Consider the following 12,416-nt stretch of genomic DNA (forward strand, 5'->3'; position numbering starts at 1 on the left):
ATGCTCCTGAATATTGCGTATAACCTGAATAAACTTTATTACACGTTCTGTACATTTATCTATTCTATCTCCTCAATGTATGGGCTCAATAAATACATACTGAATGCCGCCACAGATCCCTCCATCTTCATAAAACAGCCCTGCAGTCAGATCAACCGTGTGCTGGGTGCTCATCTTTGTGGCTATAACATGCATGGCTATTTCAATCACCTCGCTTTCCCCGCAGCCGCCTCCGATCGTCCCGGCTATTGTTCCATCGGCATAAATAATCATTTTCGCGCCGACCTTTCTGGGCGTAGAACCCTTCGTTCGAATCACGGTAGCCAGAGCCGCATTTGTACAGGTAGATTTAATCCTCACGATCCGTTTCATCAGCTCAAGTTCGTTCATTCATCTTCCTCCTGCCTATCCACGATAAAATGGCCGATTTCTTCTTTAAGTGATTTTCCGGATTTATTATTCTTCACCCGTAAAATTTCCGCCAATACACTGATTGCTATCTCCTCAGGCGTCTGTGCACCAATATCCAGGCCAATAGGAGCGTATACATTCTGAAATCCGACATCTGGAAAATCCTCATGGAGCTGAGAAAATACACCTGAAATGCGTCTGCGGCTTCCAATCATTCCTATATAGGGAACAGAAAGATGCAGGATTTCACGAAGGATCGCAACATCATACTGATGGCCCCGTGTGAGCAACAAAATATAAGGCCTATCCGATATGTCCAAATTTCGGAAATACTCATTATAAGGTCTACATGTAACCTCATCTGCCCAAGGAAATTGTTCAAAATTCGCAAATTGAGGCCTATCGCAAATGACAGTGATATAAAACCCAAGCTTTTTACCCATTTCCACCAAAGGCTTCGCCACATGGCCAGCTCCCGCAACTATTAAATGCAGCGGCTGCGGATACACGTCCACAAAATATTCAATTTCGCAGGACTTTATTTGTGAGATGTACGTATTTGATTTTTGATGGGCCAATGCCATTCTTGCAATTTCCAATAAAGGCTTCCATTCTTCAATTACTAATTCTTTTTCACAAAATACTTTTCCACCAGAGTAAACCAGCAGCTTGGTTCCCACAGTAACTTCCCTTAGCTGACTATCATGGTTTGGATCATGAAGATTGATCCTTGTGACTGTGATTAAGGCAACCCCTAATCGATTCTCAATTGAGGAGATCAGTCGATGATAAAGTTCCATGCATCTCGCCCTCTCTGATAACGAAACTTCATTTATATATATATATTATTTAACAGTTAAAATTATCAGAATTTTATTTAAGAGCATAGATACTTTCACTCTAACTACTAAAATAAGGAAAAATCTACTGATTGTCTTATTCCGCTAAACTGCCATTTTGATAATTGGATTGCTTATGAGCCCTTCACCTCGCTGCATCTTTCACGCATCTCCATCGACCTGAAAACAATCTGACTTCATACAAAAAAACAGCTGCGGTTAAAGACTCTGAGAATAAAGTCTTAGACCGCAACTGTTTGAGCTCCTCTATTCAACTAAAGTGTCCCCAAGATTCAGTCTTGTGCATGCATTTGTGTTAGTGATTCGAACAGCCGCGTTAAAAAGAAATCTGCCCGTTAATCGTTGCCATCCTCCTGATATAAAGAAAGAATTCAAGTGTAAATATTATTAATTCTATCATTTACTAATACCAGAATCACAACAGCAATCTGGCTTTCTAATGATGTCGAATAAGTCTGTACAGGGAGCGTTTAGACTGGAGATGTCATAAAATACAAAAGCCACTCAATAGGAGCGGCTTTTGTATTTTAATTGAGGCGGTCATACACCACCTGGGCCATTTCGCCGACGCTTTTATCGACACGTAAAGCGCCGCAGACGTGCCCTTTGTCCGCGTAGGTTTGTTCGTGCCCATTGGGGAAGGCTCCTATGTAGTGCGGAGTTGCGTAATGATGCAAGCCGCGAAAACGTGCAAACGCATCGTCGGCGCTCGGATTGCCAATGTTGGTAAATTTGACATCTTCCCACGTGACGTATGGTCTTTTAAGAAGTACGACGCCCCAGCGGCCCTGTGGATCGGGACTCTCTGCTTTGATCAGCGTTGGAAACCCACCGCCATAGCCATGTACGCCCGCGTATGCATCCACCGCGCGCAAGAGGCCCCAAAAATCTTCGGGATCATCCAGCTGCAAGCCAATCTTTTGATGTACGATTTGCGGAACAAACATGGGCACTTTAAATTTACCCACTTGCCGCCACTCCAAACTACGTTTGTTTTTTAAAAAGACAGCGAGTACTTTTTTGGTATTGCCCTCCGATTCAACGATATATGTCGGGTATGCACCGACATAACCTTTACTAACAGCCGTCGCGCTCACCTCGCCCCATGCGAAAGCAAGATCCCCCGTTCGTGGAATAGACATCGGTATCCACGCTCCTTACGTTTTTGATGCTCTATTGTACGTTTTGATAGTAGCTTTCATGCACAAAATCTACTCTGTTGTCCAGCGACATTAAAATTCTGAAGCAGCTTTTGCATCTGAGAAAAATGCAGGAAAACGTACAAGAGGCTACACATGGCAGCCTTTTTGGGATTGTTCAACTTAAGGTTTTTGTTGCTTCAATTGATAATTTTAAGCTGGTCTTCTACAATTATAGTTTCTTTATCTCTTGTTCTTACCTTGTATTCTTTCATTACCCATTTTCCGTCGGTTTTCCAATCTTTAATTACGGTTACTGTAAAGATGTAATTCGGAGGGTTATGTGCCCTGTGTAAGTCATCCCCTCTAGGGTTGTTTAAAAAGCGGCAATTTGAAAAAAAGAGAGCGAAATGAACGCTCCGAAATAGAAAAAAATCGCCAGTTTCTCAAAGGAGCAACAAGATGAGCTTTTTTTATGTTGAACAGTCCCAGTTATAACTGCCCTTTACCTCAATGGAAACAGGGAGTAGCTACCTGCGGCTGCTCCCTGTTTGATTTAGCTATCGTTCTCCGTTAGTTGAGTCCCTTTAATTTGGTTTTGCATTGATTCCGTTAAAGTTCATGCATCACGAAGTCCCACCGAGTTAAGGCAGCTTGCTGCCGGCCGCGATGCGGTTAGTCGGTGCGGATGTGTCCCGGCAATTAAATCCTCGTTCCTTATTTCCGGGACCGAGGGTCGCCCAGACCTGAATGCGGTGTTTATATGATGCACTCGACTTCTTCGAGATACTTTCACACTGCTTTTCTGTTTCTATTTTTACTCTAGTAATGTATATCTCAGTTAAGTCTTCTTTATAAACGCCACTTATTTATTACCGAGTTGTTCCGCCAAACCGATTAGAAGTCCTTCATTTCCACGAATGTAGCAGAGCCGATATGAGTCCTCGTACTGAACCACTTCGCCAACGAGCTGAGCGCCATGCTTAGTGAGTCTGGATACCATTTCGTCAATGTCTTCAACGGTGAACATGACGCGTAGATAACCGAGGGCATTTACAGGAGCAGTTCGGTGATCTGATATAGTAGGTGGGGTGAGAAATCGCGAAAGTTCAAGTCTGCTGTGGCCATCTGGGGTAACCATCATAGCAATCTCTACACACTGTGAACCCAGCCCGGTTACGCGACCAGCCCATTCACCTTCGACAGTAGCTCGCCCTTCGAGCTTCAAGCCAATCTCCTCGAAGAAAGAGATTGCGTCATCAAGGGATTCTACAACGATGCCAACATTGTCCATTCTTAGTAATTTGTTTTTTGACATAGTTTTATCTCCTTATGTGTACAAATTTATTACCTGATCATCTTCATATTTATTCTATCAAGAATTACTAATTCCTTCCAAACGATGCACCTCTGCAGTGGGATACAGCTCTGTTCCTTCGTCGAATTGGCCTGTTAAAATTTTTTTCCAACACCAACTTGCGAATGCGAATGGAATTCTATCATCTTATACCTCAAGCCCTGCCTCTTCCATTACTTCTCGATCTAGGCCATCTTTTATTGATTCACCAGGTTTTAGTCTTCCACCAATTGTTGTTAATACTTTCTCTTCCTGATCCCAAACCATCATTAAATTTCCATCATCTAAAATAGGGACACAATGCACTCCGCCAATCAGGGTTTGAGTTAATTATAATTAATCTTTCCCTATATTGTGGATGATCTTAATGTTATGATTCTGTTGCTGTAAAAATAAATCGTAACGAGGTGAGGACAATGAACACAAAAATATATACGTCTTATCCTCATGTTGCTTTTTAGTTATTCTTTTACGAATACATTAGGCTCTGAGGGTAGGATTCACTCTCAGGGCTTTTATAATTAGGCAGAAGGAGCGTTTAAGCTTTCTTCCCGGTCTATGACAGCCACTATAGGAGTGGCTGTTATTTTTATATTAGGGGGAATATGCCCTTATTGAGATATCGTTTCAACTTCGGCATTGTTTCCCGTTATTCACCGCTTTCCAAATATGAAAGGATGATGCTTTATTAAAAGACTCGCTCAATATTTTCGCTCATTGCAATCCGTACAGTCATCTTACAGTATGATTTATGAAGGCTCATACTATGATCAAGGGGGGACGATATCTGACCCAACCTATTGGAATAATGATGTTGCCTATTACATTGAACGGACACATAAACTCACACTGGATATACCATGTATCACCATAAAAATACCTTTTGACCGTCTCGGCTTAGATGAAAATATGGATCAAGTTGTTCTCTCAGATTTTGCATTAAGAGAATGGGTTGATCATATTGAGGCATTAAATAAATTGATTTATAACCGGTCACGTTCTGATAAAGAAAATGGTGCTTTTTATTGTTTTCGTCCAACCAATGTGGTGTTGCAACGTAATGCATCCTTTGTCCAAGTCATCTCCGAAAAATGGTATCTATGCTTAATGATTACAGTTCAACTTCCATTCAAGAATAATGATAAAGCTATGCGCATGCTCTGCAAAATGCTTCCAAAAGAAGTGGAGGATTTAATTGCCAATTTTGATCTCAACAAATTAAATGCTGCTTATGAATTGGTAAAAAAGCAAAATATGATTCGGAAATGGCTGAAATCCAGTGACTATTGTGCGTTTATTGCGAATGGCAGCATTTTGCCAAGAAATAAAGACAACAGCGGACCACTGGAGGGTGCCTCGCCTTTTACATCTCCGGAAGATGTTGAAGTTGAAATTTGTGGTTTGCGAGGAATGGGAATAAAACATGGTGTGACTGTCATCACTGGCGGTGGTTATTCGGGTAAAAGCACATTGCTGGATGCACTAAATTCAGGGATTTACAATCACAGCTTAGGCGACGGACGAGAATTTGTGATTACAGATCAAAGTGCAATGGAAATATCCGCAGAGGAAGGTCGTTCCATAAAAAATATCAATATTACGCCTTTCATAAAATGGATACCTAATAGTTCGGCTGAACAATTCTCGACTGACTACGCCTCAGGTTCCACATCTCAAGCCGCTAATATTATGGAGGCAATCAACGTCGGGTGTAAACTTCTTCTTATTGATGAAGACAGAAGTGCGACGAATTTTATGATTCAAGACATCAAAATGCGTTCATTAATCAAGCATGAACCCATTACACCTTTTACGGAACGTGTCAGGGAGCTTTATGAGTCTGTTGGCGTATCATCCGTTCTTGTTATTGGAGGTAGTGGCGAATTTTTATCCGTTGCCGATCAAATCATCCTGATGGACAATTTTGTGCCAAAAAACGTAACTCAGGAAGCAAAAAAATTATGTGAACACGACAAACCACGCGAACGTATCCCCCTTACAAAATGGGAAATAGAAAGAAAAATAACCGCCGATCACTTTTCGAGCTATCCACATGGTAGTGGTACAGAAAAGTTGAAGGTTTCAACCATGGGATACATTATTATAGGTGATGAACAAATTGATATCAGAGGGCTTTACAATATCACATCACCCGCCCAGGTTGCAGCTATTGCCTTTTTAATTCGAAAAATCGCTATTAGTAATCAGGATCGCCTCATCTTTCTTCATGAAAAGATCAAAAAAGCTCTCGAAGATATGGAGAGAGAAGGAGTGGATATTGTATTTTCTTCCTTTTTTCCTGGTTTCGAAAGATGGCTTGAATTACCAAGAATTAATGAAGTATTATCTGTCATAAACCGAATGAAACATTTGAATTTTATTCAGCTTGAGCCCTCTGAACACCTCTAATTACGACATAAATATACGTTTATCCAATTAGGAGACGGGTTGAAGTGGAGGATGGCTGTAGGATAGACTCTGCGCTAACCTAAACAAAGGATTCGCTCGATATCTACCACAAGGAGTAGCTGCCGCGGCAGAACTGCTCCTTGTTTTGTCAACTATAGTTATCTGTTAGCTTCTTCTTTTAGCTTTTCAGCTTCAATTCCCCATTGTTCTTTGTCGTCTAGAAAAAAACTAACGACGGTTGGGGAGTCTTCTCTACGTCCGTCTGCGTAACTTGTACTATGGCTCTTGGTGCTTACGGCATGTATAGTTTCCTCATTATGGCCCGTTTCCGTAAGATTTCCGTCGCTACCAAGGTAGAACACTCTCAAGGTTCCTTCTTTCATTGGGGAAGATGTTTTTAGCTTTCCGCTAGCCGGAATGTGGAAAACATAGTTTCCGTTCTCTTTCTCTAGCGGCGGAGAATCCGCTTGGTCAAAAGTTACCTCAACCCAGCCGGTATAACTCTCCTGAACGATGTACCTGTGTTGTTCAGGCACTGTAAACCCACCAATTATAACTATTAAAATCATAAAAATAATGGCGGAAAAAGCAAGAGAAAAAGCAAGAAATATTTTCATCTTCTTAACCTCTCTATACTCCGACTTAGTCATACCTATTTATTTCTCCAATTCATAGCGGGTTGCGATAATGCCCGACTTGAGCGTTCGGCTGGACAGTAGCTTGAGCCTGATTTTCTCACCGTCGCCATGGAATGCCGATTTTCCGCCGCCCAAGATGACCGGACAACTCGTCAGCAGGAATTCGTCGATCAGGCCGAGCTCAAGCAAGTGGAAATCTGAATTTACCGGGGATGAGATCAAATTATTGTCATTGGCTCGTGGTAAGAACTTGATCCCATAAATAATAAAAGCCGCGATTTGCGCGGCCATTAATGAGATAAAGTTCTTGTCACCCGATAGTTGTTGTTTTATTTATTTCTATTTTAATGTCGGTTGACAAGACTTGACGTGTTTCCTTTGATAGGGCGCATAAAATGGTTGACTTACATTGTCGGTCCTGGTGACTGAGTTGTTTTATTTGTTTTAATAATCACTTCAATTTCTGGTTTTGGATAATTTTCCTGTTCGAAATTCTCCGGATCCTTTATTGACCACGTAACGTAAGTTAAATATTCGTCATTTGGCGCACGAACTTCCTCAAACTCCGTTACAAGCTCTTCCCCAGAAGCGATAATTCTATATATGAGTGAAAGATTTGCAATATTTGCAGCTACTTTTCTGTCAACAATATTTACAGTACTGATATTGCCTGGCTGAAGCTCAACACCTAAAGCAACGTTACCTGTAAAAAGATTCCTGCTAGGTTCGGCATCATTAGTGTTAGCTCCTTGCGCCAATCCGATCTTGCAAATGTAAATTGTTGATTTATTGTTTAGCGCAAACTCATGAGTACACTGTGCTTCCATATATGCCTTGTACTCTTTTTCAAAATCTTCTCTTTTTAGTTCCTCCGTATTTAATTGCGCTAATTTTGTCATTATCTTTAATCGCTCCTTACATATTTTTGTTAAATTTTATATGCTCATTTTTAAACCGTATGTGCTAAGGTTTCAAGACAATCTTTATTGCATGCTACTCGGCTGATCACATCAGTCGGATCAAACACACTTTCCCTTTGATAGTCACCTTTTGCTCTTGCACCACTTTGTTATTGAAAGCAAGCATTTAATGGTAATCTGTGCGGATTACTTCATTTCTATCCCAAGCACCGAATCCAAGATTAATGAAAAAGTGAGCAGAAGCCCTTCAAAGTAATAGGGTTCTGCTCACTAGTTTATCTTATATAAATGGAAAAACAATGTATTAACGAAGAACTTTAAGGTAAAAGTTACAAACGTTCCTTGTTAGTTCAGCCATGTAGTTGTTAAAGGTCCTTTTAAAAAAAGGACTGCGCCGAAATAAATCTTTCGGTGCAGCCCCCTTATTTCATTTTACCAAAAGAATCCTGGACCACCGAAGCCGCCAAAGCCGCCTCCAAAGCCGCCTCCAAAGCCGCCTCCAAAGCCGCCACCAAACGGGAACCCGCCAAAACCACCGAATGCAAAAGGTTCAGTGCCGATGGCTAAGAGATCAAACAATACCAATGGGATGATCGCTTTAACCTGTACTTTTTTACCTTGTTGTGGAGCTACAATCAATGTGTCTCCGCTAATTCTGACCAATTTGCCTGATACGCTTGTTCCGTCTTTTTTCAGTGCCATAATTTGTTTACCGACCATTTTACGAACGTCCTCTTTCCGAATTTGGGATGTCACGAACGTCCACCTCCTTCTGCCTCCAGAGATTCATTGCTATACAATGTACTCCAGTGTAGCTAACATCGATTGGATACCTGTCCACCCATGCGTAAAAACAGTCGTTCACCTACAAAAAACGTCAGGGGAGAAATGGAAAGGTGTTCCCTGATACGGTTGGCGGAAAAAGAAAGGATTACCAAATGGGCTTCCAAAGCCCGCAAAGCCAAACTACGTGACATGCTCTGGGTAATTCCTATTACTACAATCACAAACGCATCAAGTCAAAATTAAAAGGTAAGAGCCCGGTACAGTACCGAGCTCATACCCAACAGGTTGCATAAAACATTTGTTTAACTTAAGGGGGCACTTCATCGTTTGGCCGGCTGCCGTCGGTTGTACGCCAACAAGAAAAAGTGTCTTGCAAACATCAGAAAAAAACATCTTTCATTTTATAAGTGGCTTAATTCATATAATGCATTGGCGTAGATGGCTGTCGCTTTGATTAAATCATCGATTTCTATAAATTCATCAATTTGGTGAGAGCTATCTACCTTACCAGGGAAAAGCGCACCGTAAGCCACCGCATTTTTCATTACCGTCGCATACGTTGCCCCGCCCGATGTTAAAAGTGTGGGTTCATCCCCTGTAATCGATTGATAAGCCGATTGTAGTGTTTTAATCATTGGATGATCGGCAGGGATATAATGTGTAGAGAATTGCCGCGCATCAGCGATTGTGAAATGGCAGGTCTCAGCTTTTTTCGTGATCATTTCAATGGTATGTTGGTAATCATTATTTAATGGGAAGCGGATGTTCAACTGAATTGAACCACCATCTGCATGATTGTAATTGAAAATTCCGGCATTAACCGTTAAAGGTCCGAGCACATCTTCACTGTATTGGATTCCCAACTTTTCCCCAAAAGGATCTATATATAGGCAGTTTTCGGCAAATGTGATAAATGATTGGTCACTACCCGCAAAGTTTAATGTGTTTAAGAAATGCAGGCACTCAAGTCCGGCATTCACTCCATTTTGCGGTTCCATACCATGCACGGTTTTACCGTAAAGGGTTAAAGTAATCGTTTCATCGGACTTGCTGACCTCACCATGTAGCCCCTGTTCCTTACAATATGTATTAAAACGATTCATAAATTCCTCAGGTTGATTCGTTTTAATTTCAGCAGCGACTTGTCCAGGTACCATGTTTCCCCTGTCACCCGAAGAAAAGTTAACTAAAATAGTTCCATGTTGTTCTTCTACACTGCCACTTAAAGTCAGTTTCACGTTAATTTGCCCTTTTTCGGCGTACACCATCGGAAATACATCATCAGGAGAAAAACCGTAAGTTGGCTCGGGCTCTACGTCAAGATAATGTTTCACACAGCGCATACCACTTTCCTCATCTGTGCCATAGATCATGCGGATCTTCCTTTTTAAAGGAAGGCCTAGGTCCTTCAATATCTTCAACGCATAAAATGCAGCCATTCCCGGTCCTTTATCATCAATGGTACCGCGGGCATAGAGCTTTCCTTCTCGAATAGTTGGCTCATAAGGTGGTGTTGTCCATTCTCCGGGAGCTGGAACCACGTCGACATGGGCAAGTACCCCTATATAATCTTCAGACTCTCCCCATTCTGCAAACCCGGCAAAGCCGTCTAAGTTTTTAGTTTTAAAACCCTCATTTTGGGCTAATGCCAAAACATAATCCAATGCTTCGCCAATCTTTTCCCCCATTGGATATTCGGGAGTACTCGTTGTTAAATCATTAACACTCGCAATACGCAATAAGCCTTCCAAGTCCTTTAAAAGATCATCTTTTCTTTTTTCCACTTCTGCCAGCCAATTGATTTCCATTACATCCTCAACTCCCTTCTCAATTATATTAATTTTATCAAATTATTTGACGGAACTGTTTCAAAAATGCTTGTTCAAATAAAAACTTTACCATAAATAGGAAACAAATGGTCCAGTTTTCTTCTTATTCCTTACTATTTTGCGATTGTTTGTATGAACTCATTTATAGCGTGGTGTTGTCTTTTCAGCACTCGTTTCCCGTTAGTTAGCTCAAAGGAATCACGCAGAAGTTACCCTCCAAAGTCTCTCTGTTTTAGTTAATATTCCTTCATCAATTTCCATCTTGTAGATATCAGGTTTTGAAGTGTTTAACAAAAAGTCCAAGTCAAACTGAGGATCGAAGTAGCCCATCATCATTGTCATAACGGCTCCGTGAGTTCCAATAGCAACTTTCTGTCCCTTATATTCGCTTAAAATGTTTTCTGAATTTTTAAGCTGATTTAAATGATTATGTAATTCGCCTAATTTAAAATTTAAAGTATAATCCCCTTTCTTCCAAACGTTTCATTAGAATAATTATCTAATAATGTAATAAATAGATATAAATTGGAAGGTATAAATTAGTTATTAATTGAACTATGCTGCCCGTTAGCTTAATGAAGCGCCACTAAGTTGTCGTTATCTAACCCGCTATAATTTTTGATATATATGTCCAAGCAATTTTTGCACGGTCCACATAAAATAAATCTATAAATCTATCAATCTCGTAGAAATAGGAGGGCCGATGATGCGAACCATGTGGGGTGGATATACCGTTGATCTTAACTTGATCGGGTCCGGAGCTTTAGGCAAGGTCTATAAAGCTTATGATTCGAAAGGACGACAGCTGGCAATCAAAGAGACTTCCAACCGTGAGGCGGCAAGACGCGAAGCGCGGATTATGCAGAGTTACCGGATCGGTGAGTTTTTGCCACGCTATTATGATTATTTTGAAATCGGAGAAAAAGGCTATTTGGTTACTGAGTATATCCGGGGGTCGACTTTGGGCGATGACTTTCATAATACCTTCACCAAGAAGCGGGATCAGGACTTAAGTGTAGAGATTACAATCAACATCCTCAAGGGTCTTAGACAACTCCACAAAACGGGGTATATCCATGATGATGTGCTGCCCAAAAATGTAATGATACTTCACAATAAGCCAGAGACGGTCAAAGTAATAGATTTCAACATTGCCAAAGAGATTGTGAGTCCCGCTGTCATTAAAAAGGAGCTACAGGATGTTTGCAAAATATGCGCTTTCCTCATGAACGGGACGCTAGCGGATATCCATAAGGCGGAAATTAGCGATAGCGATCTTAGGCGTGTGTTATTAAATCCCTTTGACGTAAACAATAAGGACAGGTATTCATCGACTGACGCACTCATTGCCGCATTGCGGCCTTTTTGCTAAGGCACCTGACTGGACTATAAACTATCGCAACTTTCATACTCACAATCTAAAAATACCATAAATTGGAATACTTCCTGTTGCTTTTAAATTAGATCGTCATTAATCATTTCCGCCCGTCAACACAAAAGGCTGCACGAGGCAGCCTTCTTAGGTTTGTTAAACTATAGTTATCCGTTAGCTTAAACCGTTCTACAACCCTATTTTGAGATTTTGAATAACTGTAATTATAAATAGGCATGTAGTTATAACCCAAGCAAATAAACAACCAAAGAGTAATTTCAGTAAAGTTAAATTGAACTTCTTTCTTATAAATTTACTAACCAACGCTAATAAAAACTGAGCAAGAATGATTATGCCCAAGCATATTAATCCCCCAAAATATATAGTTTTCTCTATCTCGTCTAGTTCAATAAGTTGTTGATCGACAACACTTCTTAATCCAATCCATAAAAATCCAAAGATTAAAGCAACCAAAATAAACAAAGGTATTTTGGTTTGTATTGTGTTTAAATATTTCATCGGAATACCACCTTCGTTCAACTCCTCTTAACAATTGGTATTCGTTGAATGGTTCCACAATCCTGCCCGTTACTTTAACATGCTGACTATTCATTCCGGCAGCCTCGTCCTGATTTCTTATTGAACAAACGTTTACGGAACTAGGATAGGTTAAATCGGAAAGGATCAGAGTTCCT

13 protein-coding genes and 2 pseudogenes are annotated in these 12,416 nt (G+C 40.7%); 3 read left to right on the forward strand and 12 right to left on the reverse strand.

Going from position 1 to position 12,416, the window contains the following annotated elements:
- Positions 1-72 precede the first annotated feature (72 nt).
- The 5 genes from AC58QC_RS14960 to AC58QC_RS14980 form a co-directional block, all read right to left on the reverse strand.
- A complete protein-coding gene (locus tag AC58QC_RS14960) occupies positions 73-390 on the reverse strand; it encodes an XdhC family protein (protein WP_497415924.1) in 318 nt (105 codons plus the stop codon).
- Complete coding sequence (locus AC58QC_RS14965; RefSeq protein ID WP_497415925.1) at positions 387-1,211, reverse strand: XdhC family protein; 825 nt, start codon at positions 1,209-1,211, stop codon at positions 387-389. The genes AC58QC_RS14960 and AC58QC_RS14965 overlap by 4 nt, the downstream gene beginning before the upstream one ends.
- Before the next feature lie 587 nt (positions 1,212-1,798).
- A complete protein-coding gene (locus AC58QC_RS14970; protein WP_497415926.1) occupies positions 1,799-2,413 on the reverse strand; it encodes a hypothetical protein in 615 nt (204 codons plus the stop codon).
- 862 nt (positions 2,414-3,275) lie between these two features.
- Positions 3,276-3,728, reverse strand: a complete 453-nt coding sequence (locus tag AC58QC_RS14975) for a VOC family protein (protein ID WP_497415927.1) — start codon at positions 3,726-3,728, stop codon at positions 3,276-3,278.
- Positions 3,729-3,914: 186 nt separating this feature from the next.
- Entirely contained in the window at positions 3,915-4,073 is a 159-nt protein-coding gene (locus AC58QC_RS14980; RefSeq protein WP_497415928.1) for an NUDIX domain-containing protein, read from the reverse strand.
- 438 nt (positions 4,074-4,511) lie between these two features.
- Here AC58QC_RS14980 and AC58QC_RS14985 point away from each other — a divergent pair, with 438 nt between their 5' ends.
- Positions 4,512-6,176 carry a P-loop domain-containing protein gene (locus AC58QC_RS14985; protein ID WP_497415929.1) on the forward strand — a complete coding sequence of 555 codons (1,665 nt, stop codon included), beginning with the start codon at positions 4,512-4,514 and terminating at the stop codon, positions 6,174-6,176.
- Between the two features lie 158 nt (positions 6,177-6,334).
- Here AC58QC_RS14985 and AC58QC_RS14990 read toward each other — a convergent pair whose 3' ends face one another.
- From AC58QC_RS14990 to AC58QC_RS15005, 4 genes are all read right to left on the reverse strand, one after another.
- A complete protein-coding gene (locus tag AC58QC_RS14990) occupies positions 6,335-6,793 on the reverse strand; it encodes a DUF6843 domain-containing protein (RefSeq protein ID WP_497415930.1) in 459 nt (152 codons plus the stop codon).
- A gap of 39 nt (positions 6,794-6,832) precedes the next feature.
- Complete coding sequence (locus AC58QC_RS14995) at positions 6,833-7,105, reverse strand: dihydrofolate reductase family protein (RefSeq protein WP_497415931.1); 273 nt, start codon at positions 7,103-7,105, stop codon at positions 6,833-6,835.
- Between the two features lie 113 nt (positions 7,106-7,218).
- Positions 7,219-7,713, reverse strand: a complete 495-nt coding sequence (locus AC58QC_RS15000; protein ID WP_497415932.1) for a hypothetical protein — start codon at positions 7,711-7,713, stop codon at positions 7,219-7,221.
- A 453-nt stretch (positions 7,714-8,166) separates the two neighbouring features.
- Entirely contained in the window at positions 8,167-8,490 is a 324-nt protein-coding gene (locus tag AC58QC_RS15005) for a hypothetical protein (protein ID WP_497415933.1), read from the reverse strand.
- A 239-nt stretch (positions 8,491-8,729) separates the two neighbouring features.
- Here AC58QC_RS15005 and AC58QC_RS15010 point away from each other — a divergent pair.
- Positions 8,730-8,813, forward strand: a pseudogene (locus AC58QC_RS15010) (IS3 family transposase); the annotation flags it as partial.
- A 108-nt stretch (positions 8,814-8,921) separates the two neighbouring features.
- Here AC58QC_RS15010 and pepV read toward each other — a convergent pair.
- Both pepV and AC58QC_RS15020 read right to left on the reverse strand, forming a co-directional pair.
- Positions 8,922-10,328: a dipeptidase PepV gene (gene pepV, locus AC58QC_RS15015; RefSeq protein ID WP_497415934.1), complete on the reverse strand. Its 1,407-nt coding sequence runs from the start codon at positions 10,326-10,328 to the stop codon at positions 8,922-8,924.
- A 219-nt stretch (positions 10,329-10,547) separates the two neighbouring features.
- Positions 10,548-10,751: pseudogene (locus AC58QC_RS15020) on the reverse strand (histidine phosphatase family protein); the annotation flags it as partial.
- 304 nt (positions 10,752-11,055) lie between these two features.
- Here AC58QC_RS15020 and AC58QC_RS15025 point away from each other — a divergent pair.
- Complete coding sequence (locus AC58QC_RS15025; protein ID WP_497415935.1) at positions 11,056-11,721, forward strand: protein kinase domain-containing protein; 666 nt, start codon at positions 11,056-11,058, stop codon at positions 11,719-11,721.
- Between the two features lie 189 nt (positions 11,722-11,910).
- Here the strand turns inward: AC58QC_RS15025 and AC58QC_RS15030 are convergent, their stop codons facing one another.
- A complete protein-coding gene (locus AC58QC_RS15030; RefSeq protein ID WP_497415936.1) occupies positions 11,911-12,240 on the reverse strand; it encodes a hypothetical protein in 330 nt (109 codons plus the stop codon).
- Positions 12,241-12,416: the final 176 nt, after the last annotated feature.

The organism is Paenibacillus sp. J22P51 (assembly GCF_059692215.1).

Bases quoted from the DNA above. Each gene is read 5' to 3' on its own strand.
- AC58QC_RS14960 (WP_497415924.1), bottom strand. From the start codon at position 390: ATGAACGAACTTGAGCTGATGAAACGGATCGTGAGGATTAAATCTACC.
- AC58QC_RS14965 (WP_497415925.1), bottom strand. From the start codon at position 1,211: ATGGAACTTTATCATCGACTGATCTCCTCAATTGAGAATCGATTAGGG.
- AC58QC_RS14970 (WP_497415926.1), bottom strand. From the start codon at position 2,413: ATGTCTATTCCACGAACGGGGGATCTTGCTTTCGCATGGGGCGAGGTG.
- AC58QC_RS14975 (WP_497415927.1), bottom strand. From the start codon at position 3,728: ATGTCAAAAAACAAATTACTAAGAATGGACAATGTTGGCATCGTTGTA.
- AC58QC_RS14985 (WP_497415929.1), top strand. From the start codon at position 4,512: ATGATTTATGAAGGCTCATACTATGATCAAGGGGGGACGATATCTGAC.
- AC58QC_RS14990 (WP_497415930.1), bottom strand. From the start codon at position 6,793: ATGAAAATATTTCTTGCTTTTTCTCTTGCTTTTTCCGCCATTATTTTT.
- AC58QC_RS14995 (WP_497415931.1), bottom strand. From the start codon at position 7,105: ATGGCCGCGCAAATCGCGGCTTTTATTATTTATGGGATCAAGTTCTTA.
- AC58QC_RS15000 (WP_497415932.1), bottom strand. From the start codon at position 7,713: ATGACAAAATTAGCGCAATTAAATACGGAGGAACTAAAAAGAGAAGAT.
- pepV (WP_497415934.1), bottom strand. From the start codon at position 10,328: ATGGAAATCAATTGGCTGGCAGAAGTGGAAAAAAGAAAAGATGATCTT.
- AC58QC_RS15025 (WP_497415935.1), top strand. From the start codon at position 11,056: ATGCGAACCATGTGGGGTGGATATACCGTTGATCTTAACTTGATCGGG.
- AC58QC_RS15030 (WP_497415936.1), bottom strand. From the start codon at position 12,240: ATGAAATATTTAAACACAATACAAACCAAAATACCTTTGTTTATTTTG.